The sequence below is a fragment of the Amycolatopsis sp. QT-25 genome, from assembly GCF_029369745.1.
Taxonomy (GTDB): Bacteria; Actinomycetota; Actinomycetes; order Mycobacteriales; family Pseudonocardiaceae; genus Amycolatopsis.
This window is the reverse complement of record NZ_CP120210.1, coordinates 5773324-5794085: the sequence shown is the minus strand read 5'-3', so window position 1 is coordinate 5794085 and position 20762 is coordinate 5773324. Positions and strand designations below refer to the sequence as shown.

General features: G+C 68.7%; 21 protein-coding genes and 1 pseudogene. 12 read left to right on the top strand and 10 right to left on the bottom strand.

Annotation, left to right across the window (positions count from 1 at the left end):
- Positions 1-12: 12 nt before the first annotated feature.
- Together P3102_RS26865 and P3102_RS26860 are read right to left on the bottom strand one after the other, a co-directional pair.
- Positions 13-657: a response regulator transcription factor gene (locus P3102_RS26865; protein WP_276362753.1), complete on the bottom strand. Its 645-nt coding sequence runs from the start codon at positions 655-657 to the stop codon at positions 13-15.
- Between the two features lie 8 nt (positions 658-665).
- Positions 666-1937, bottom strand: a complete 1272-nt coding sequence (locus P3102_RS26860; protein ID WP_276362752.1) for a sensor histidine kinase — start codon at positions 1935-1937, stop codon at positions 666-668.
- Positions 1938-2568: 631 nt separating this feature from the next.
- On the opposite strand from P3102_RS26860, the gene P3102_RS26855 reads away from it, so the two are divergent.
- Both P3102_RS26855 and P3102_RS26850 read left to right on the top strand, forming a co-directional pair.
- Positions 2569-2799 (top strand): hypothetical protein, encoded by a 231-nt coding sequence (locus P3102_RS26855; protein WP_276362751.1) that lies wholly within the window; start codon positions 2569-2571, stop codon positions 2797-2799.
- 72 nt (positions 2800-2871) lie between these two features.
- Positions 2872-3132: pseudogene (locus tag P3102_RS26850) on the top strand (HAD family hydrolase); the annotation flags it as partial.
- Positions 3133-3181: 49 nt separating this feature from the next.
- Here the strand turns inward: P3102_RS26850 and P3102_RS26845 are convergent.
- Positions 3182-4021, bottom strand: a complete 840-nt coding sequence (locus tag P3102_RS26845) for an NAD(P)H-binding protein (RefSeq protein ID WP_276362749.1) — start codon at positions 4019-4021, stop codon at positions 3182-3184.
- A gap of 214 nt (positions 4022-4235) precedes the next feature.
- Positions 4236-4598, bottom strand: coding sequence for a serine hydrolase (locus P3102_RS26840; RefSeq protein ID WP_276362748.1), 363 nt, complete (start codon positions 4596-4598; stop codon positions 4236-4238).
- Between the two features lie 21 nt (positions 4599-4619).
- Here P3102_RS26840 and P3102_RS26835 point away from each other — a divergent pair, with 21 nt between their 5' ends.
- Positions 4620-5018 carry a transposase gene (locus P3102_RS26835; protein ID WP_276371362.1) on the top strand — a complete coding sequence of 133 codons (399 nt, stop codon included), beginning with the start codon at positions 4620-4622 and terminating at the stop codon, positions 5016-5018.
- An 18-nt stretch (positions 5019-5036) separates the two neighbouring features.
- Here P3102_RS26835 and P3102_RS26830 read toward each other — a convergent pair whose 3' ends face one another.
- The 3 genes from P3102_RS26830 to P3102_RS26820 are packed head-to-tail and all read right to left on the bottom strand — an operon-like array spanning position 5037 to position 7469.
- Complete coding sequence (locus P3102_RS26830) at positions 5037-5237, bottom strand: hypothetical protein (protein WP_276362746.1); 201 nt, start codon at positions 5235-5237, stop codon at positions 5037-5039.
- Positions 5238-5247: 10 nt separating this feature from the next.
- A complete protein-coding gene (locus P3102_RS26825; RefSeq protein ID WP_276362745.1) occupies positions 5248-6363 on the bottom strand; it encodes an acyl-CoA desaturase in 1116 nt (371 codons plus the stop codon).
- Between the two features lie 14 nt (positions 6364-6377).
- Entirely contained in the window at positions 6378-7469 is a 1092-nt protein-coding gene (locus tag P3102_RS26820; protein WP_276362743.1) for a ferredoxin reductase, read from the bottom strand.
- Between the two features lie 88 nt (positions 7470-7557).
- Between P3102_RS26820 and P3102_RS26815 the strand changes: the two genes are divergently transcribed.
- The 5 genes from P3102_RS26815 (at position 7558) to P3102_RS26795 (ending at position 12003) form a co-directional block, all read left to right on the top strand.
- Positions 7558-8214 carry a TetR family transcriptional regulator gene (locus P3102_RS26815; protein ID WP_276362742.1) on the top strand — a complete coding sequence of 219 codons (657 nt, stop codon included), beginning with the start codon at positions 7558-7560 and terminating at the stop codon, positions 8212-8214.
- Positions 8215-8463: 249 nt separating this feature from the next.
- Positions 8464-9570 (top strand): Re/Si-specific NAD(P)(+) transhydrogenase subunit alpha, encoded by a 1107-nt coding sequence (locus P3102_RS26810; protein ID WP_276362740.1) that lies wholly within the window; start codon positions 8464-8466, stop codon positions 9568-9570.
- Positions 9570-9869 (top strand): NAD(P) transhydrogenase subunit alpha, encoded by a 300-nt coding sequence (locus tag P3102_RS26805; RefSeq protein WP_007032801.1) that lies wholly within the window; start codon positions 9570-9572, stop codon positions 9867-9869. The genes P3102_RS26810 and P3102_RS26805 overlap by 1 nt, the downstream gene beginning before the upstream one ends.
- Positions 9866-11251, top strand: coding sequence for an NAD(P)(+) transhydrogenase (Re/Si-specific) subunit beta (locus tag P3102_RS26800; protein WP_276362738.1), 1386 nt, complete (start codon positions 9866-9868; stop codon positions 11249-11251). Before P3102_RS26805 ends, P3102_RS26800 begins: the two co-directional genes overlap by 4 nt.
- The gene (locus tag P3102_RS26795; protein WP_276362736.1) at positions 11248-12003 is read left to right on the top strand and encodes a lipoate--protein ligase family protein; all 756 of its coding nucleotides are present in this window, start codon (positions 11248-11250) and stop codon (positions 12001-12003) included. Before P3102_RS26800 ends, P3102_RS26795 begins: the two co-directional genes overlap by 4 nt.
- 78 nt (positions 12004-12081) lie before the next feature.
- Here the strand turns inward: P3102_RS26795 and P3102_RS26790 are convergent, their stop codons facing one another.
- Complete coding sequence (locus tag P3102_RS26790) at positions 12082-12789, bottom strand: histone-like nucleoid-structuring protein Lsr2 (RefSeq protein WP_276362735.1); 708 nt, start codon at positions 12787-12789, stop codon at positions 12082-12084.
- A gap of 156 nt (positions 12790-12945) precedes the next feature.
- On the opposite strand from P3102_RS26790, the gene P3102_RS26785 reads away from it, so the two are divergent.
- Positions 12946-14319: an NAD(P)/FAD-dependent oxidoreductase gene (locus P3102_RS26785; RefSeq protein ID WP_276362733.1), complete on the top strand. Its 1374-nt coding sequence runs from the start codon at positions 12946-12948 to the stop codon at positions 14317-14319.
- On the opposite strand, the gene P3102_RS26780 is transcribed toward P3102_RS26785, so the two are convergent.
- Positions 14316-15767, bottom strand: a complete 1452-nt coding sequence (locus P3102_RS26780) for a hypothetical protein (RefSeq protein ID WP_276362732.1) — start codon at positions 15765-15767, stop codon at positions 14316-14318. The two genes, P3102_RS26785 and P3102_RS26780, sit on opposite strands and share 4 nt — an antisense overlap.
- Positions 15768-16210: 443 nt before the next feature.
- On the opposite strand from P3102_RS26780, the gene P3102_RS26775 reads away from it, so the two are divergent.
- The 3 genes from P3102_RS26775 (at position 16211) to P3102_RS26765 (ending at position 19776) form a co-directional block, all read left to right on the top strand.
- Positions 16211-16714 carry a DUF3145 domain-containing protein gene (locus P3102_RS26775; protein WP_091599164.1) on the top strand — a complete coding sequence of 168 codons (504 nt, stop codon included), beginning with the start codon at positions 16211-16213 and terminating at the stop codon, positions 16712-16714.
- Positions 16715-16756: 42 nt separating this feature from the next.
- On the top strand, positions 16757-17350 hold the full coding sequence (locus tag P3102_RS26770; RefSeq protein WP_276362730.1) for a hypothetical protein: 594 nt from the start codon (positions 16757-16759) through the stop codon (positions 17348-17350).
- Positions 17351-17415: 65 nt separating this feature from the next.
- A complete protein-coding gene (locus P3102_RS26765; RefSeq protein ID WP_276362729.1) occupies positions 17416-19776 on the top strand; it encodes a cation-translocating P-type ATPase in 2361 nt (786 codons plus the stop codon).
- A gap of 130 nt (positions 19777-19906) precedes the next feature.
- Here P3102_RS26765 and P3102_RS26760 read toward each other — a convergent pair whose 3' ends face one another.
- Entirely contained in the window at positions 19907-20692 is a 786-nt protein-coding gene (locus P3102_RS26760; protein WP_276362727.1) for a transposase family protein, read from the bottom strand.
- Between the last annotated feature and the right edge of the window lie 70 nt (positions 20693-20762).

Here is a 20762-nt window from a genome sequence, read left to right as displayed (position 1 = left end):
CTTCAGCACTCTTCAAGACTCCAGGTATCGCAGCACGGCGAGCACCCGCCGGTTGTCCCCTTCGGACTGAGGCAGTGCCAGCTTCCCGAAGATGCTCGACACGTACTTCTCCACCGAGCCCGCCGAAAGGAACAGTGTCGCCGCGATGGCCGAGTTCGACCGGCCCTCGGCCATCAGTCCCAGCACCTCACGTTCCCGCGGAGTCAGCCCGGCGAGCGCGTCCGTCTTCCGGGTGGCGGTGAACAGCTGGCTGACCACTTCCGGGTCGAGCACGGTCTCCCCGTCGGCGACCCGCCGAAGCGCGTCGAGGAAGTCCGAAACCTCCGCGACGCGGTCCTTCAGCAGGTAACCCACGCCGCCCGCGCGGTCGGCCAGGAGTTCCGTCGCGTACTGCGTCTCGACGTACTGCGAGAACAGCAGGATCGCGCACCCCGGCAGTTCCGCGCGCAAGGCGATCGACGCGCGAAGCCCTTCGTCGGTATGCGTCGGCGGCATCCGGATATCCACGATGGACACGTCCGGGCGGTGCTCGCGAACCGCCGCGCACAGGCTTTCACCGTCGGCGACGGCCGCGACGACCTCGTGCCCCCGGAGGTTCAGCAATTCCACGAGCCCCGCCCGGAGGATGGCCGAATCCTCCGCGATCACGACGCGCACGCCGCCCCCTATTGTCGTAATGGTATTGCCGCGCTGATCACCGTAGGCCCTCCCGGAGGGCTGTCGATGTCGAGCCCGCCGTCCACCGTCGCGAGCCGCTCGGCGATCCCGGCGAGCCCGCCGCCGTGTTCCAGCCGGGCTCCGCCTTCACCACCGTCGCGCACGACGAGCCGCAAGCTGTCGCCGACGATACCCACGTCGGCCTCGATCGCGGCGGAAGTGTGTTTGGCGGCATTGGTCAGCAGTTCGGCGACGGTGAAGTAGGCGATGGTCTCGAGTGACGGCGACGCCCGGCTCGGCAGGTCCACGGTGATCCGCGCGTCGATGCCCGAGCCCGCGGCCAAAGTGGACAGTGCGACGTCGAGGCCGGCGTCGAGGGCGGCGGGATGGATGCCGCGGGCGAGGTCGCGCAGCTCCACCAGAGCCTGTTTCGCGTTGGCGTGCGCGGCGGTGACCAGCGCGGTGACCTGGCCGATGTCGCCGCCGCCCGCCAGTTCGTCCTTCGCGATGCCGAGCTTCATCGCCAGCGCGACCAGCTGGGCCTGCGCGCCGTCGTGCAGGTCGCGTTCGATCCGGCGCAGTCGTCGCGTGGCGTCGTCGACCGCGGTCGCCCGGGTGCGTTCGAGGTCGCGTACCCGTTGGGAGAGGTCCTCGGCGCCGAGCACCCCGCGCACCAGCAGGCGGTCGAATTCGGTGAGGCCGTGCACCACCCACGGCATCGCCAGCAGCACGGCCAGCCCGGTGACGGCGAGCGGCAGGGTGAGGGGCCAGGTGTCGACACGGAGGTCGAACATCGGCATGGCCTCGCCGTGCAGGGTGAACCAGAACAGCGGATAGGTCAGCGTGCCCACGGCGTACACGAACAGGCTGGCGACCAGGAAGAACTCGATCAGCGACAGCGGCAGCCGGACCACCAGACAGGCGATCGACCGCCAGCCGAGCGGATCCCCGAGCCGCCCTTTGACGCCGTTCCAAAGGCCCGGCCGTAACTCGGGCCGGGCCGGCGGGGTGACCGTGGTTCCGAGCAGGGCACGCGCCAGGCCGATGTGGGCGGCACCGATCAGCCGCGCGCCCGCCAGCACGCCGATGAGCACCGGCAGCCCGACGGTGAGCAGGCTCAGCCCGATCCCGAGGAGCAGCCCGGCGACCACGAGCGCCATGAACACCAGCGTCAGGGGCGCGCCGATGACCACCCACGCCAGCTCGGCCCAGTACGCGCGGCTCAGCTGCGCGCTGAGGACGCGACCGGCGAACCGGGGCGAGGCGAGGCGGGTGAACACGGCTTCAGCCTGCCTTGGCCACCCGCCTCGTGCCCATGCGGTTTTCCGTAATTCTCACCCCGGAGCGCCCTGTGGTGTCGGGTGACGGGTCCATGACGCGCTGCCGCCGGACATGTCGCGAAAGCCATCCGGCCGGGAGACGGGGCCTAGGAGCGGCCGCACTGAGCCGCACCGCCGGGTGTCACACGCCACTCGGCGCCGCATGATCTGAAGCGCACGACCTGACAAGGCCGCAGGTCCGTCGGTGGCCTTGTCGCCGTTCGACGGCCTCGCCCCGGCGGAACTCGCGCTGATCGTCCGGACCGGTGGCGCGCCGGAACGCGTCGGGTTGTCTATATTGTCCCGTCCGCGAACCGGGCCTGTGAAGCAGCGAGGCGGTTCATCCTCACCGAGGTGAGGAGCACTGAGGCGTAAATCACATGGTCGAACAGCGAGGCGACTCAGCCTCGCCGAGCGGGGAACTGCCGACAGGTCAGACGCGCCGCCTTGCCTTCTCTCTAGCATCCGGCGACTACGAGCGCTCACTCACCAGAGCGGCGGCAGTGCGCGCGTCGCGTGCATGGGACTCGTCGTTGCCGTCGTCAGGCTGGCCGATGGGCGACCCGAATTCGGTCCTCTAGGTCATCACGCCGTGTGCGTTGACCCGCTTCCGCGCATAGACGATCACTGCCGTCAGCTCGCCCACCTGTCCGGGCGGCTGAACCCGACCGCGGCCCGCCTCCCGCTGAACCTGCGCACCCTGCACACCCTGCACACCCTGCACAAGTTCACCGCCTCGCGGCCTGCGCTGCTCGAACCGACTCGCGACTTCGTGCCTCACTCGGCGGGTCCCTGGACAGGCCGGCCTCCGGCGATGCGCTGACCAGGTCCGGGGGGGGGACCAGGTCGCCGGTCTTCAGTACGGCCTTCGTATCTCAGGCCGCTGGAAGAACACGTGTCCGATGACGTCTCGCCCCTCGCCGCCTTCGGCTTCGAACTTGGGGTGCTCAAGCGCGTGCGCCGGACCGGGTGATGGCACGCCGGTGTGCGCGACCCCGAGTCGGTCGCCGAGCGCACTGCGCGCGCCGCCCGGCTCGCCGCCCTGATCGCGACGACGAGTGTGCCGACCCCTGCCCACGCCGCGTTCCTGGCCCTGTGGCACGACACCCGGAAGACCCGCACCGTCAGCGGCTACGTCACCAAGCCCGACCCGCGCCATCACCGCAGACCGGGGTCCATGCCGCTCGCCGGACATGGGTGCTCCATCACGGCGTGAAGTCGGCTGCGTGGTCGGCCGCCCATTCGCCGAAGGTGCGCGCCGGAGTCCCGGTGAGCTGTTGCACCGTGTCGGTGACCGGTTCGGGCCGGGTCACCATGTCGGCGTGTGCGGCCAGGATGTCGTCGACCAGCTGCGGCGGAAGGCCGGCGAACAAGCCCTGCCGGGCATCCTCCGGGGTGATCTCCTCGAACCGCACCGGGCGGCCGATCGCCACGCCGATCGCCTGGGCCTGCTCGGACTGCGTGATCGACTCGGGCCCGGTGAACGTGTACCTGGCCCCCTTGTGGCCCTCCTCGGTCAGTGCCACGACCCCCACCGCCGCGATGTCCCGCTCGTGGACCAACGCCCGCCGGGCGTCACCGTAGACCCACCGCACCACGCCCTCGGCGCGAATCTGTTCCGCCCAGGCCAGGGTGTTGGCCGCGAACCCGCCCGGCCGCAGGAACGTCCACTCCACACCCGAGTCCTCGATCAGGCGCTCCAACGTGGCGTGGGAACCCAGAATCCCGTCGGTCGTGTCCTCGGACACGCCGTTGCTGGACAGGTAGACGATGCGTTGCACGCGTTGAGCGATCTCGGTGATGGTCTGCGGCGCGGCGTGGTCCGCCGTGAGGGTGGGCCAGACCAGGAACACCGAGTCGACCCCTTCCAAGGCAGGGCCGAGACTCGCCGGGTCGGCCAGGTCACCACGCACAACCTGCACGCCGCCAGGCAGCGCTGCCCGCTGCGGATCCCGGACCAGTGCGCGTACCGGCACACCCTTGTCCAGTAGTTGGGACACCACGCTGCCACCGACCCGGCCGGTCGCCCCGGTCACCAAGATCATGGGAACTCCTCCATCGTGTTTGGCTTGCCGGGCACCACGATGCAACCTCCACCATGATGGAGGTCAAATTCCCGAACACCTCCCCGCCCGAACACTCGACCAACTGCACGACGTCCGATGACGGGGTGGAGGGCGGGAACACCGGTCAAGCCCGGGTCATGCATGACTCCCTTGGTGTATGACCTGGCCGGCGGGGAGGGCCGGACCCGCGCGGTCAGCCGCAGAGTGCGTGGTCCACGAGTTCGGTTCCGACGTTCTTCGGGGTGTCGCCGGGGTGCCACGGTGTCCGGGTGTTCAGCGACACCATCACGCTGCGCGTGCCGTCCTCGGTCACGCCGTTGCGCGTGTCGAAGCCGTGCACCGTGCCGCCGTGCGACCAGGCCCCGCCGCATGACGTGGGCGTCCACGCGATGCTCAGGCCGTAACGCCCGTTCTCACCGAAGATCGGCGCGGGCACGGTCTTCGTCAGCTCGGCCAACTGCGCGGGCTTCGGCAGCCTGTTGCCCAGCAGGGCGCGGAGGAAACTGTTGCCGTCGGTGGTGGTGCTGATCAGCTCGCCGTCCGCGCCGTCGCCCATCGCCGGGTCCATCCGTTGGCGGTGTTCCTGACGCCGGGGCAGACTGGGGACAACCCTCAACTGCTGCCCTTGCCGGACGAGCTCCGGGACCTCGAGTTGGACGGCCAGAGGGTGCGGGTCGGGCGGGTGCCGGCCGATAAGGCCTACACCCACCCGAGCACCTGGAAGGCGTTACGGGAGCGCAGGATCAAGGCCACCATTCCCGAACGCGCCGACCAGATCGCCCACCGCAAGGCCAAAGGCAGCGCCGGTGGCAGACCACCGGCCTTCGACCACGGCCTCTGCAAACTCCGCAACGTCGTCGAGCGCCGCTTCAACCGGCTCAAGCAATTCCGAGGCCTGGCAACACGGTTCGCCAAACGAGCCGCCTACCACCGCGCCGAGATCATCCTCGCCTGCATCGTTCTTCACCTCCGGTGAAGATCCCCAGGACACGCCCTAGTCTTCGCAGGTCCCGTCGGCTTGCGCGCGCTGGGACGCCTCCCGCATCTCGATGACGTCCGTCAGCCAATCGCCGGTCTCGCGGGCGATGTCCCGGATCGCGCCGGTGATGATCGTCGCGATGTTGCCGATGTGGGTGGCCGCGGACTCGGTGACCTCTTGGACCACGTCCTTGGTGCTTTCGAACTGACCGACCATGTCAGACACCTTAAGCCGCTCGGAGGGTCTTGTCGCTGTCCACGGTAGCCGGAGTGCGGGGTTCACCGTTCCAGGGCAGGGCCAGTTTCACGATCTTCTTGGCCACCGAGAACAGCTGCTTGCGCAGGGGACCGGCGTTGTAGGGCAGGCCGTACTTCGCGCAGATCGCCCGCACCTCGCCCGCGATCTCCGGGTAACGGCGCGCGGGGATGTCCGGGAACAGGTGGTGCTCGATCTGGTGTGAGAGGTTCCCGGTCATGATGTGGAAAAGCTTGCCGCCGGTGATGTTCGCCGAGCCGAGGATCTGCCGCAGGTACCACTGGCCCCGCGACTCGTTCTCGGTCTCCTCCTCGGTGAAGCTCTCGACGTCGGCGGGGAAGTGCCCGCAGAAGATGATCGAGAAGGCCCACAGGTTGCGGGTCAGGTTCGCGGTGGCGTTGCCGAGGAAGGTCAGCGGCGCGAGCGGACCGGTCAGCAGCGGGAAGAGCACGTAGTCCTTGCCGACCTGGCGGCCGGCCTTCTTGAGCATCTTCACGCCGACCTCCTTGTTGTCCGACCACTTGCGCTCGCCCTTGACGACGCGGTCGAACTCGAGGTCGTGGAGCATGACGCCCCACTGGAAGAACAGCGCGAGCAGCGTCGCGTACACCGGGTTGCCCAGGTAGTAGGGGTGCCATTTCTGCGCGGTGTCCATCCGCAGGACGCCGTAACCGATGTCGCGGTCCTTGTCGAGGATGTTCGTGTACGTGTGGTGGATGTAGTTGTGGGAGTGGCGCCAGTTCTCCGACGGCGCGACGGTGTCCCATTCGAACTTCTGCGAACTCAGGGCCGGGTTGCGCGTCCAATCGTACTGGCCGTGCATGACGTTGTGACCGATCTCCATGTTGTCGAGGATTTTCGCCACCGAGAGCGCGGTCACCCCGGCGAGCCAAGCCGGTGGGAAGAACCCGGCGAACAGCAACCCGCGCCCGGCGACCTCGAGCGCGCGCTGGGTCTTGATGACGTGGTGGATGTAGTCGACGTCGGCCTGGCCGAGATCGGCGACGATCCGCTGCCGGATCTCGTCCAGTTCGCGGCCGAACGCCTCGACCTGGGCGGGGGTGAGCTTGTCCTGCAAGCCGGTCATGCCTGGCTCCCTTTCTAAGCGTTGATCTCGACGTCCCCGACCGGGACGGAGATGCAGAGCTGGATCTCTTCGTTCTCTTCGCTGGAGGTCTCGCCGGTCTTGGCGTTGCGCACGCAGCCGGAGGTCTTGATCTGCGTGCAGGAGAAGCAGATGCCCATCCGGCAGCCGTGTTCCGGGCTGAGCCCCGCCTTTTCGGCCTGCTCCAGCAACGGTTTCCCGGAGTTGGCGAAGGCGCGGCCACTGCGCGCGAAGCGCACTTGTCCTTCGGCGTTCTCGGTGTCGAAAGTCAGCGTCGGCGGCGTGAACTCCTCGGTGTGCAGGTGTGCGCCGAGACCGTCGGCTTCGAAGACCTCGCGGACCGAATCCATCAGCGGCTTCGGCCCGCACAGGAAGGTTTCGGCGTCGGGATACCACGGCGCGGCCTCGGCGAGGTGTTCCTTCGAGAAGAACCCGTGCAGGTCGCCGCCGGTCTTGGTGTGGGTGAACGCGTGTACCACCCGCAGGCCGGGCAGGCGACGCGCGAGGTCGGCGAGCTCGGCGCGGTAGAGCGCGTCGTCGGCTCCATTGGAGTAGTGCAGGAAGGCGAGATCGCCCTCGTGCTTCTCGTCGGCCAGCGTGCGCAGCATCGACAGGACGGGCGTGATCCCGCTCCCGCCGCTCAGCAATAGGATCCGCCGGGGCCTCGGCGAGGGCAGGGTGAACTCACCGTCCGGAGTGGACAGTCCGAGCACCGAACCGGTGGTGACGGTGCGGATCAGATGTCGAGAGACGAGTCCCTGCGGATCGGCCTTGATGGTCAGTTCCAGTGAGCCGTCGTGCTCCGAACCGGCGGGTGAGTAGCAGCGGGTGCGGCGGACCCCGTCGATCTCGACGGTCACCCGCACGTACTGGCCGGCGACATGTCCTCGCCACGCGCGGCTGGGCCGGATGGTCAGCGTGACCGTGTCGGGTGTCTGCCGCCGGACGTCGGTGACCAGGCCGCGGATCTCTCGGCGGACCAGCATCGGGTCGAGGAGTTCGAGGTAGCGGTCCATGCCATGGGGCGTGAGCAGGGCCTCGGCCAGCGAAGCCAGTCGCCTGGCCCTGCGTGGTACCAGTGCCGTCATCACTTCTCCCAATTCAGTGAACGCTTGTACACTCAATAGTGAAGTGGCGATACTCCCGCTTGTCAACGCGAGAGGAGGGCGATGTGACGTGAGTGATACCGCGGAGGCGATTACGCTGTCCGTCGTGACAATGGAGCCCGTTTCCCGGCAGGAGCGCAAGCAGCGCACCCGGCAGGCGTTGCTGGACGCTGCCCTGGACCTGGTGGCGGAACGAGGGTTCTCCGGGCTGAGCCTGCGCGAGGTGGCGAAGCAGGCCGGGATCGTGCCGACGGCGTTCTACCGCCATTTCGCGTCGATGGACGAACTGGGCGTGGCACTCGTCGAGGAGTCGATGCGCACGCTGCGCACGATGATCCGCTCGGCGCGCACCAGACCGGTCGCGTACAACGACATGATCAAGATGTCCGTGCGCATCCTGCGCGAGCACGTGCGGGCGCACGAGGACCACTTCCATTTCCTCACCCGTGAGCGGTACGGCGGCACGGGACCGGTCCGGCAGGCGATCGCGTTCGAACTCAAGCTCTTCGTCAGCGAACTCGCCGTCGACCTCGCGCGGTTCGACACTCTCCGCGAATGGAGCACCGAAGATCTCCACCTGCTCGCCGACCTGATCGTGACGACCATGCTCACGACGGTGCTGGAATTGCTCGAGGCGCCGTCACGGGACGACGAGATCGGGCGCACGGCCGAACGGCGGCTGCGGCTGATCTTTCTGGGCGTGCCGCACTGGCGCAGCGTTCCATGATGCGGAAGACCCTGCCGGTGTACGGACTCTGATCACGCGAGTCTCGTGCCCGAGCACGCGAGTGCGGCGCCGCGTCGAGTTCGTCGTGCCCCGCGTATGACGTCGCGCACCTGGATCGATGGCTGGATCGATCGTGATGAGCGATGTCACGGAAAGATGCCGTCCGGATACGTTCAGCCAGGAAAGTTGTCGGTCGGACGTGGTAGACAGTGCGGGTTCGTGTGGTCCTCTCCAGCGAGGAGGTCGCCTGTGGCGGCAGAGAACGAGCAGCTCACGGTCGGTGTCGTCCGGGAAACCGGACAAGGTGAACGCCGCATCGCGCTGGTACCGAAGCTCATCGAGCGCGTCTCCGGACGCGGACTGCGGGTGGTGGTCGAGCCCGGCGCGGGCGCCGGCGCGCTGCTCGCCGACGAGAGTTTCGAGCAGGCGGGCGCGGTGATCGGCGACCCGTGGGATGCCGACATCGTGGTGAAGGTGGCGCCGCCGAGCGCGGCCGAAGTCGCGAAGCTCGACCAGGGCACCATTCTCATCGGTTTCCTGAATCCACGGGGTGATCCGGACGGGATAGCGGCGCTCGAAGCGGCGGGCGTCCGCGCCTTCGCCGTCGAGGCGATCCCGCGGATCTCCCGCGCCCAGGCGATGGACGCGTTGTCGTCGCAGAGCAGTGTCGCGGGTTATCGCGCGGTGTTGCTGGCCGCGGAGAAGCTCACCCGGTTCTTCCCGATGCTCACCACCGCGGCCGGAACGGTGCCACCGGCGAAGGTGCTCGTGCTCGGCGCGGGGGTCGCCGGTTTGCAGGCCTTGGCGACGGCGAAACGGCTCGGCGCGCAGACCACCGGGTACGACGTCCGGCCCGAGGTCGGCGAGCAGGTCAAGTCGCTCGGCGCGAAGTTCCTCGACCTCGGCATCGAGGCGGTCGGCGAGGGCGGGTACGCCCGCGAGCTGACCGACGAGGAAAAGACCGAGCAGCAACGCAGGCTCACCGAGGCGATCACGCGGTTCGACGTCGTGATCACCACCGCGCTCGTCCCCGGCCGCAAGGCGCCGGTCCTCGTCACCGCCGACGCGGTGAAGGGGATGCCAGCCGGAGGGGTCGTGGTCGACCTCGCCGGCGAGTCCGGCGGCAACTGCGAACTGACGAAACCGGGCGAGGAGGTCGTCGAGCACGACGTCACCATCTGCTCGCCGCTCAACCTCGCCGCGGAGATGCCCGCGCATTCCAGCGAGCTCTACGCGCGCAACGTCACCGAGTTGCTGGAACTGCTCGTCGACAAGGAAGGCAAGCTCGCGCTCGACTTCTCCGACGAGATCGTCGCCGGGGCCTGCGTGGCCGGAAAAGAAGAAGGGGGCGAGTGATGCTCGTAGGCAGTTTGGCGATCCTCGTACTCGCCGGATTCGTGGGCTTCACGGTCATCTCCAAGGTGCCCAACACGCTGCACACCCCGCTCATGTCGGGCACCAACGCCATCCACGGCATCGTCCTGCTCGGCGGGCTCATCGTGCTCGGCCTCGGGGTCGACGGCGTACTGAACAAGATCCTGCTGGTGATCGCGATCGCCTTCGGCACGATCAACGTGGTCGGCGGCTTCCTCGTCACCGACCGGATGCTCTCGATGTTCAAGGCGAAGAAGCCGGAAGACGGTGGTGACAAGTGACGACCTTCATCGCCGTCCTCTACATCGTTTCCTTCGCACTGTTCATCTACGGCCTGATGGGGCTGACCGGTCCGCGCACCGCGGTACGCGGCAACTGGATCGCCGCGGTCGGCATGGGCATCGCGGTGATCGCGACGCTGCTGACACCGGGAATGGGCGACTGGCTGCTGATCGCGCTCGGCGTCGCGATCGGTGTCGTCGTCGGCGTGCCGTCCGCGCGCAAGGTGAAGATGACCGCGATGCCGCAGATGGTGGCGCTGTTCAACGGCGTCGGCGGCGGGGCGGTCGCGCTCATCGCGTGGGTCGAGTTCCGCACCACCGAGGGCTACGCGCACGAGCCGGCGTACGTCGCGATCGCGTCGTTGTTCGCCGCGATCGTCGGTTCGGTGTCCTTCTGGGGCTCGAACATCGCTTTCGGGAAACTGCAGGAACTCATCTCCGGCCGTCCCATCACACTGGGCAGACTGCAGCAACCGGTGAACGCGCTGGTGCTGATCGCCGCGATCGTGCTCGCGGTCGTCATCGCCCTCGGCGGTGACGCCGAACTGCTGATGATCGGCCTGCTGGTCGCGGCGGGCGTGCTCGGCGTGGTGGTCGTGCTGCCGATCGGCGGCGCGGACATGCCGGTCGTCATCTCGCTGCTGAACGCGCTCACCGGGCTGTCGGCCGCGGCCATGGGTCTCGCGCTCGACAACACCGCGCTGATCGTGGCGGGCATGATCGTCGGCGCCTCGGGTTCGATCCTGACGAACCTGATGGCGAAAGCGATGAACCGGTCGATCCCGGCCATCGTCGCCGGTGGCTTCGGTGGCGGTACGGCGGTTTCGGGCGGTGGTTCCGGCGAGGTCCGCCCGGTCCGCAGCACCAGCGCGTCCGACACCGCGATCCAGATGGCGTACGCGAACAAGGTCGTGGTCGTCCCCGGCTACGGCATGGCCGTCGCGCAGGCACAGCACGTCGTCCGGGAGATGGCGAAACTGCTGGAGGCCAAGGGGATCACGGTCGCCTACGCCATCCACCCGGTGGCGGGCCGGATGCCGGGGCACATGAACGTGCTCCTCGCCGAGGCCGACGTCCCGTACGAACAGCTCAAGGAAATGGACGAGATCAACTCCGAGTTCGCCCAGACCGACGTCGCGCTGGTGATCGGCGCGAACGACGTCACGAACCCGGCCGCGGAGACCGATCCGGGCTCGCCCATCTACGGGATGCCGATCCTCAAGGTGAACCACAGCCGGTCGGTGATCGTGCTCAAACGCGGTATGAGCTCGGGCTTCGCCGGCATCGACAACGAGCTCTTCTACGACGCGAAGACAAGCATGCTCTTCGGCGACGCCAAATCGTCGGTGGGCGAGATCGTGGAGGAACTCAAAGCACTGTGATCGGTCCCTCGGAAGTCGTCGCCTCGTTCGACGACCCGGCCGACAACCTCGCGTTCGACGAAGCCCTCCTGCGTGCCGCACCGGAGGCGCCGGTCCTGTGGATCTGGCGCAACACCGATGCCGTGGTCGTGGGCCGGGGACAGAAAATCGAACGCGAGGTCAAGGCCGACGTCTGCGCGGCTGACGGCGTCCCGGTGCTGCGCCGGGCCAGCGGCGGCGGCACCGTGTTCCACGATCCCGGCAATCTCAACATCACCCTCGTCCTGCCCGGGCTGGGCCTGGCGGCGAAAGCCGTCAAGCCGCTCGAAGCGCTCGGGGAACTGATGACCGCGACGGTGGCCGAACTCGGGCTGCCGTCGCGGCTCGGTGATCGGGGACTGTTCGTCGGTGACGCGAAGCTGTGCGGTTTCGCCGTGTTCCGGACGAGAACGGGCTTGCTCGCGCATTCGACACTGCTCGTGTCGACCGCGGCCGAACGAGTCGGCCGATACCTCACTTCGGCACCCGCGGATCCCCGTCCGCTCGACTCCCACCGGAGCCCGGTCGCGTCGCTCGCCGAGCATGGCCTGCGCAAAGGTGTTGCCGAAGTCACGGCCGCGGTCCGTGTGGCGGCGGCCGCCCGACTGGGTGAACTCGCCACCAGGAAGCCCTCGGCCGAGGAGCGGGAGTGGCACCGCTCGCTCCGGCACACGCGGTACGGGTATCCGGAGTGGCATTCGGAAGGGGCTCAGCGGCCGGCCTCGCAAGGGTGAGCCGGGTGTAGGGACGAATCACTTATGGCATAAAGGGGCCCCATTCGCCTTACCGCGAATGGGGCCCTTTTATGGCGGCTACTTTTCGGTGGCCGAGAAAGTGACGGCGGGCACCTTGCGGGCGGCGCGCGTGGTCTTCTTCGGCTCCACGGCCTTCTTCGCCGGGGTGCCGGCGGCGGCCTTCGGCGCGGCCTTGGCGGCCGTCGTCTTCGCGGCGGCTGCCTTCGGGGCGGCCGCCGTCTTGGCCGCGGCCTTCGGCGCTGCCTTGACCGTGGTCTTGGTCGCGGTGGAGGTCTTCGCGCGACCGGCCGGAGTCTTGGCCGAGGTGGCCTTCGCCGCCGTGCCGCGGGCCGACTTCGCCTTGGCAGCGGTGGCTTTCGCCGTGGTCTTGGCGGGAGCCTTCGCCTCCGCCTTGGCGGCGGTGGTCTTCGCGGCGGTGGTCTTGGGAGCGGCCTTGGCGGCGGCGGGCTTGCGGCCGGCGACACCCTTCGCGGCGGGCTTGCGGCCCGGCTTCGCCTCGGCCTTCGCGGCGGTGGCCGTGGTCTTCGGGGTCGACTTCGACACCCGCGCGCCCTTGGGCCGCTGCACGATCCGCGGCCGCAGTTTCCGTCCACCGATCCGTCGGCCGTTCTCCACATAGGCACGCAGGATTTCCCGGAGTGCGGTGGCGTTGTCGGCCGAAAGGTCGATGTCGTAAGCGATTCCGTCCAAAGCGAAAGCGACCGTTTCTTCGGCCGCCTCACCGGTCAGATCATCCAGCAAATGCACAGCAGTGTTCCTGGCCATGAAAAACCTCCCGCGCTCGATCGTTCTACTGCGTAACCGGCACGGTGCAACCTGAACCCGCGGCTGATGACTCACGCAGCGACACGAGGATAGCGGCAGGTTGCGCGAAGCTGCGCGGTGGTGTGCGCTGAATGCATGTCAGCACAGACTTTTGACGTGATCGTGATCGGAGGCGGCCCCGTCGGCGAGGTCGCGGCCGAACGGGCGGCGCGCGGCGGACTCCGGGTCGCGCTCGTCGAACACGAACGCTTCGGCGGCGAATGTTCTTACTGGGCCTGCATTCCGAGCAAGGCGCTGCTGCGGCCGGGGAACCTCCTCGCCGCCGCCAAGCGGGTCCCCGGTGTCCCGGTGGGTGACGCGGTCGACCCGGCCGCGGTGTTCGCGCGCCGTGACCGGTTCACCGGCAAGGGAGACGACACCGGACAGGTCGAGTGGGCCGAAGGCGTCGGGATCGTCCCGATCCGCGGGCACGGCCGCATCAGCGGTGAGCGGGAGGTCACGGTCGACGGCGGTGACGTGCTGACCGCGCGGCACGCCGTGATCGTCGCCACGGGCAGTGTGCCGCGGACGCCGTCGATCCCCGGACTGGACACCGTTTCCCCGTGGGGTTCGCGAGAGGCGACTTCGGCGGAGAAGGTTCCGGGCCGTCTCGGCGTACTGGGTGGCGGTGTCGTCGGAGTGGAGATGGCGCAGGCCTTCGCCACGCTCGGCGCCGAAGTCCACCTGATCGTTTCGGGCGCGCGTCCCCTGCCGCGGCTGCCGGACTTCGCGGGTGACGCCGTCATCGCGGGACTCCGCGAAGCCGGGGTCACCGTGCACACCGGCTCCGGCCTCGACTCCGTGTCCGCAGTGGACGGTGGCAAGGAATTGGCGTTGAAGGGCGGTGACCGGTTGGTCGTCGACGAACTGCTCGTCGCCACCGGCCGCCGCCCGGCGACCGACGGGCTCGGCGTGGAGTCGCTCGGGCTCGAAGCCGGCGCGCCGCTCGAGACGGACGACAACGGCCGTGTGTCCGCTGTGGACGGTGACTGGCTGTTCGCCGTCGGAGACGTCACCGGCCGGGCGCCGCTGACCCATCAGGGCAAATACGCGGCCAGGGCCGCCGGTGACTCCGTGGCCGCACAGGCGGCGGGCAAGCCGGTCGATTCCGCCGCGTGGAGCGCGCACAGCGCCACGGCCGATCACCACGCCATCCCGCAGGTCGTCTTCACCGACCCGGAGGTCGCTTCGGTCGGGCTCGCCGGGCCGGAGGAGGGCAAGCCGCACCGCGTCGTCGACATCGACATCGCGGTCGCCGGTTCTTCGCTGCACGCGGACGGTTACGCGGGCAAGGCGCGGATCATCGTCGACACCGAACGCGGTGTCCTCCTCGGCGCGACCTTCGTCGGGCAGGACGTGTCCGAACTGCTGCATTCGGCGACGATCGCGATCGTCGGGGAGGTCCCGCTGTCGAGGCTGTGGCACGCGGTCCCGTCGTTCCCGACGATCAGCGAGGTATGGCTGCGCCTGCTGGAGGCGTACGGGCTTTAGCCGGTCACGGGCAGTTCGAGCGCGGCCTTCGCGCCGCGGACCAGGCCGGGATCGTCCGCAGTAGACGGTCCCGGCACCCACACCACCTGGACCAGCCGGACCGCCTTGCCGTCCACGCTGCTCTGGTAGGCGGCGCCCTCGAACACCGGGACCTCGCCCTGCCACTGGCCGGTCTCGGTGGCGAGATCGAGGATGCCGCCACCGCCGGGGGTGTCGGCGGTGGCCTTGAACGCGGTCGCCTGTCCGGTGTCCGGGAATTCCACGACGGCGATCGTCGCCGCGGCGGCCCGGCCGTCGATGGAACTGGCGAAGCTGGCCCGTTTCACCCCTGCGCAACTCGTCCGCTGAAGGCTCGCTTGGACGTCCCCGTACGCGTGCGACGCGCATTTCTGATCCGCGGCCGACGCCCGCGAGGTGAACTGGATGTTCTCGACCGCGCTGCTGCCCGGCGGTGGAGGACTGGTGGCCGGGGTCGGCGGCGGGGGAGTTCGCGTGGACGCGGTGTCGTCACCGCCGGAGGCCACGCTGATGGCCGCGACCAGCAGCACGATGAGCAGGCCGATCGCGGCGACCGGAAGCCACCTCACCGTCTTGGACTGGTGCGGTTTCTTCGGGGCGGGCTCGGCGGGAGCCGCCGCCGGTGGCGGGACTTGCCCGGCCGGGGGAGTGGGCTTCGTGGCGACGGCCTGCCGAACAGGCTGAACGGGCGAGGCGGCCCGCGCGGGGTCGACGGGAGGGACGGCCGGTTTCGCCGCTCTCTTCGCCTTCCCTGGATGCCGTACCGGAACCGTCGGGGCGACGGCGACGAGCGGGTTCTCGCGGATCACCGTCGGCTCGTCGTCGGAGTGGACGCTGAAACCCTCGCCGAGCAACATCTCCTCGGACATCGGCGGCGCGTCCGGGGCGAGCGCGGCGATCAGGTCCCGCGCCTGCCGGACCGAGCGGGGACGGGGCGCGGTGGCCAGCGAGACCGTCGCGGCGAGCATCGTCGTCGCCGTCGGATAGAGGACACGGACCGAGCCGGCGAGGTCCGCGGCGGGCTGGTCGACCGTCTCCACATAGGGGCCGACGGCGATGATCGTGCCGATCGGCCCGGCGCCGGGCGCGACGTCCGCGATCCGGTGGGTGCACGCGGCGGACAGCGAGAGCGCGTCCGTGGCCGGGTTGATCGAGGTGTCACCGTGGACCAGCGGCCAGCCGTCGGCCTTCCACGGCCCGCCGAGCGGGGCTTCGAGTTTCAACGCCGGGTCCGGCAGGTCGACACCGATGACGATGAGGATGCCCTTCGGCATGACGACGACGGCCTCCACCGGCCGCCCTTCGACCGGGCTGACACCGATCAGGGCGACGCCGCCGACGACGTTGCCGCCCCGGCCCAGTGAGGCCAGCGCGGCGCGGACGTCCTCGGCCACCCGGGACGGCTGTTGAGCGAGGCGAACGAGTCGCACCGAACCCCTCCCCATCTCGTCGATCTCGCTGCACAAACTAGCGCCTCCCTTCGCCCATCCTCGCCCCCGCCACCTCCCTCGATAGGGCTGCTTCGCGCCGCTGTATCGATTCGAGGGGGCAACACGTCCCACGTAGGCGCGGTGAAGTCGCTCCGGGAAAGTGGTGAATCCTTGTGAGCGCCGTCACCCACTGACCAGCGCCCGTGGGCTCGGACAGCGCGGAACGCGGCACCATCGCCATACCGGGGTCAACGGAGGCGAGGATGCTTCACGTGAGTCACGCGTCCCAATCCTGTGCGACTTATGGTGTTCATGTGGCCAAACAGCACAGTTGGGGTGCACAATGTGCTCACGCGTACCGGGAGGCGGCACGAGCCACCTGACCAGCGCAGCTCGCGAGGTCGTAGGGGAAGACGCCCCTCGTCGAGTAGCGGAGGTCAGCAGTGAGCACCCGTGGCAACACCCGTGGCGTGGTGTACGTCCACTCGTCGCCGTCTGCGGTGTGTCCGCACGTCGAGTGGGCCATTTCGGGCACCCTGGGTGCCCGAGTCGAGTTGAAGTGGACGGCGCAACCCGCCAGTCCGGGACAGCTCCGCGCCGAATGTGGTTGGCGTGCGCCTTCGGGCACCGGCGGAAAGCTGGCGTCCGCGCTCAAGGCGTGGCCGATGATCAGGTTCGAAGTCACCGAAGAGCCCAGTGCGGGGGTCGACGGCGAGAGGTTCTGTTTCGCCCCTGGTCTCGGCCTGTGGCACGGCAGGACCAGCGCCAACGGCGACATCGTCGTGGGTGAGGACCAGTTGCGCGCTCTCGTGAGCAAGGTCCGCACCGGCGAATCGCTGGCGCACAAGCTCGACGAGCTCCTCGCCGCCAACTGGGACGAAGCGCTCGAACCGTATCGGCACGCCGGTGACGGTGCCCCGGTCACCTGGCTGCACCAAGTCGGGTAGACGCCGGTGATGACGGAAGAGGCGGGCGGCTAACCTTCCAGGGTGACCGCCCAGCCTCGCCCCTTCTCTCGCCAGCGGTGGCTGATCCCCGTCATCGTGGTCGTGGTCTCCCTGACCGTCGGCGTCGGGCTGCTGGCACGCGATCTCTACACGCGCCCGGAAGCCGCGCCCACCGAACCGGTCGTCGACGACTCGCCGACGTCGGTCGCGCCGGGGGCGCAGCCCGGCTCGCCCACCGTCGAGGTGACTCCCGACGTCTTCGCGCATCCGCAGTACCAGAGCGCCCGGCAGGTACTGCAGGGGTATTTCGATTCCATCAACGAACGCGACTATCCGAAGTGGACATCGGTGGTCACCCGGGAACGGGCCAAGACCAAGACGGCGGCGGAGTGGAAGAAGGACTATCAGTCCACTCGGGACGGCAACATCCTCGTCTACCGCATCGAGCCGGGCGCGCCGAGCACGCTCCGGGTCCTCGTCGCCTTCACCAGTACGCAGGACGTCGAAGACGCGCCGGTGTACCTGCCGGAGGCGTGCATCCGCTGGCGGCTGGTGCTGCCGCTGCGGCTGGAGAGCGGATCGTGGCGCGTCGACACCACCGAAGGCGGTACGAACCCCGAACACGAAAGATGCTGAAGTAAGGGATGACATGGTCCCCCAGGCTGACGCGGGCGGGAACCGGGCGGAATAGAGTCGCGGGCATGGCACCAGATCAGCCGGCCCTGCTGACCGACGCCTCGAGGGGGCTCACCAGCGAAGAGGTCGCCCAGCGGGTGGCCGCGGGCCAGACCAACGTCGTCTCGACGAAGACCAGCCGGACCACCGGCGAGATCATCCGCGCGAACGTCTTCACCCGGATCAACGCCATCTACGGCGTGCTGTTCGTGCTCATCCTGTCGACGGGATACTTCATCGACGGGCTGTTCGGCGGACTGATCATCGTCAACAGCGCGGTCGGCATCATCCAGGAACTCCGGGCGAAACGGACCTTGGAACGGCTCGCCATCGTCGGGCAGGCGAAGCCGACGGTCCGCCGTGACGGACGGAGTGCCGAGATCGCCCCGGAGGACGTCGTGCTCGGCGACCTCGTCGAACTGGGGCCCGGCGACAAGATCGTCGTCGACGGCCCGACGCTGACGGCCGACGCGCTGGAGGTCGACGAGTCGCTGCTGACCGGCGAGTCCGATCCGGTGGTCAAACAGCCCGGCGACAAGGTGCTCTCCGGCAGCTTCGTCGTCGCGGGCAGCGGCACCTACCGCGCGGACGTCATCGGCGACGAATCCTACGCGGCGAAACTGGCCGCGGAGGCCAGCAAGTTCACCCTGGTGAAGTCGGAGCTGCGCCAAGGCATCGACAGGATCCTCAAGTTCATCACGTACCTGCTCGTCCCAGCGGGCGCGCTGACCATCTACAACCAGCTCATGGGCGACCAGGCGTGGCCGGACGCGCTGCGCGGCATGGTCGCGGCGCTCGTGCCGATGGTGCCCGAAGGACTGGTGCTGATGACCAGCGTCGCGCTGGCGGTCGGTGTCATCCGGCTGGGCAAGCGCCAGTGCCTGGTGCAGGAACTCCCGGCGATCGAGGGCCTCGCCAGGGTCGACGTGGTGTGCGCGGACAAGACCGGCACGCTCACCGAGAACGCGATGCGGCTTTCCGAGGTCCGGGAGATCACGCCGGGCCACCCGGTGGACCACGCGCTGGCCGCGCTCGCCGCCGCCGATCCCCGGCCGAACGCGAGCCTGCAGGCGATCGCGGAGGCGCACCGGACCGACCCGGGCTGGCGGATCTCCACGACCATGCCGTTCTCCTCGGCGCGCAAGTGGAGCGGTGCCTCGTTCGGCGCCGACGGCGACTGGGTGCTCGGCGCGGCCGACGTCCTGCTGCCCGAAGGGGAACACCGGGCGGAGGCCGAGAAGATCGGCTCTCGCGGCCTGCGCGTGTTGTTGCTGGGCCGTGCGGAGCGAGCCGTCGACGCCCCCGAGGGGCCTGGCGACATCGAGCCGGTCGCGCTCGTGGTGCTGGAGCAGAAGGTCCGCCCGGACGCGAAGGACACCCTGGACTTCTTCGCGCATCAGGACGTCGCGGTCAAGGTCATCTCCGGCGACAACGCCATTTCGGTGGGCGCCGTCGCGGGCACCCTGGATCTGCCGGGCGCGGACAAACCCGTCGACGCGCGGAAGCTGCCGGAGGACGCCGAGAAGCTGGCCGACACCGTCGAGGACCGCGCTGTCTTCGGCCGCGTCACCCCGCTGCAAAAACGCGCGATGGTCGGTGCCCTGCAGTCGAAGGGCCACACCGTCGCGATGACCGGCGACGGCGTGAACGACGTCCTCGCGCTGAAGGACGCGGACATCGGTGTCGCCATGGGCGCCGGCAGCCCCGCCACTCGCGCGGTCGCGCAGATCGTGCTCCTGGACGACAAGTTCGCCACCCTGCCGCACGTCGTCGCCGAGGGGCGGCGGGTGATCGGCAACATCGAGCGCGTCTCGAACCTGTTCCTCACCAAGACGGTCTACTCGGTGCTGCTGGCGCTGATGGTCGGCATCGCGCAGGTGCCGTTCCCGTTCCTGCCGCGGCACATCACCATCACCGCGTGGTTCACGATCGGCTTGCCCGCCTTCGTGCTTTCGCTCGCGCCGAACAACGAACGCGCCCGCTCCGGCTTCGTCGGCCGGGTGATGCGGATGGCCGTTCCGGCCGGGCTGATCATCGCCACCGCGACCTTCGTGAGCTACCTGCTGGTGTACAAGGGATCCGGTCAGTCCGAAGTGGACAAGATCCAGGCGGGGACGACCGCGCTGATCACCCTCATCGCGATCGCGCTGTGGGTGCTCGGGATCGTCGCGCGCCCGTACCGGTGGTGGAAGATCCTGTTGATCGGCGGGATGGTCGTGCTGACGCTCGCGTTGTTCCTGATCCCGTTCACGCAAAAGTTCTTCGCGCTGGATCCGAGCGTGAGCGCGTACACGCTGTCGGCGTTCGCCTGTGCCGGGGTGGGCATCGTGCTCGTGGAAGCGGCCTGGTGGATCGGCCGGCATCTGGTGAAGCGCTCGGAGGCCTGACCCTTCCTCCGGCGCACTGACGCATCCGGAGGCCGCATCCCCCGCGCCCCAGTCGTGTTCTGCAATGAAGGGACCTTTCCTCGCAAAATTTGCGAGGAAAGGTCCCTTCATTGAGCCTTTTCCATCTTGGTTAGCTGAGGCTGTGTTCGAGGGTGAGGATGGCTTTGGCTAGTGCGGTGACGCGGTGGGTGCTGGTGCGGACGCGGGTGAGTACTCGCCAGTTTTTGAGGGTGGCGAACCCGCGTTCGCCTCGGCCGCGTACGGCCGCCAGTGTTGTGTTGGCCTGTGTGTAGGCAGGTCCGAGTGGGCGTTTGGGCTGGTGGGCGGTTCGGTGGTTCTTGTACGGAGTGATCACCCCGTAGGCGACGTTGTCGTAGCCGCTGTCGGCCAGCAGCCGGATCCCGGACTGGTCGGCCAGGTCGCAGATGCGGTGGTGGCGGGCGGCGGTGGTGTCGTTGGTCGCGCCGGGTAGTCCGTCGGAGATCCACAGCAGCCGGCCGTAGGGGTCGGTGAGGGCTTGCAGGTTGATGCCGTGGTGGCGGTGTTTGCCGGAGTAGTAGGGCTTGTTCGTGGCGATGCGGTCGGTGCGGATGACGGTGCCGTCGAGGATGGCGTAGTTGTTGTGGCTCCAGGCGAGCTGCCACAACGCGGCGGTCAGGGACGGGGCGCGCTGGGCGAGCAGGTCGATGGTTTCGCGCAGATAGCGGCACACAGTGGCCACGCCGATACGGAATCCGGCGGCCAGGCGGGCGTAGGTGTCGCCGTTACGCAAGTGGGCCAGCACGAGCAGGGCCTGGCGCTGGCAGGACAGCCGGCGCCAGCGCGACCTGATCGCGCGCCGGTGTTGCTGGATGATCCGGGTCAACCCGGCCAGTGTCTGGCTGGACAACGTGATCGCCGAGGGGTAAGACAACACAGCGAAGCTCCTGGCAGTGCATGGTTCTTGGTCGTTCCACGCATCTACCAGGAGCTTCGCCATACCCAGC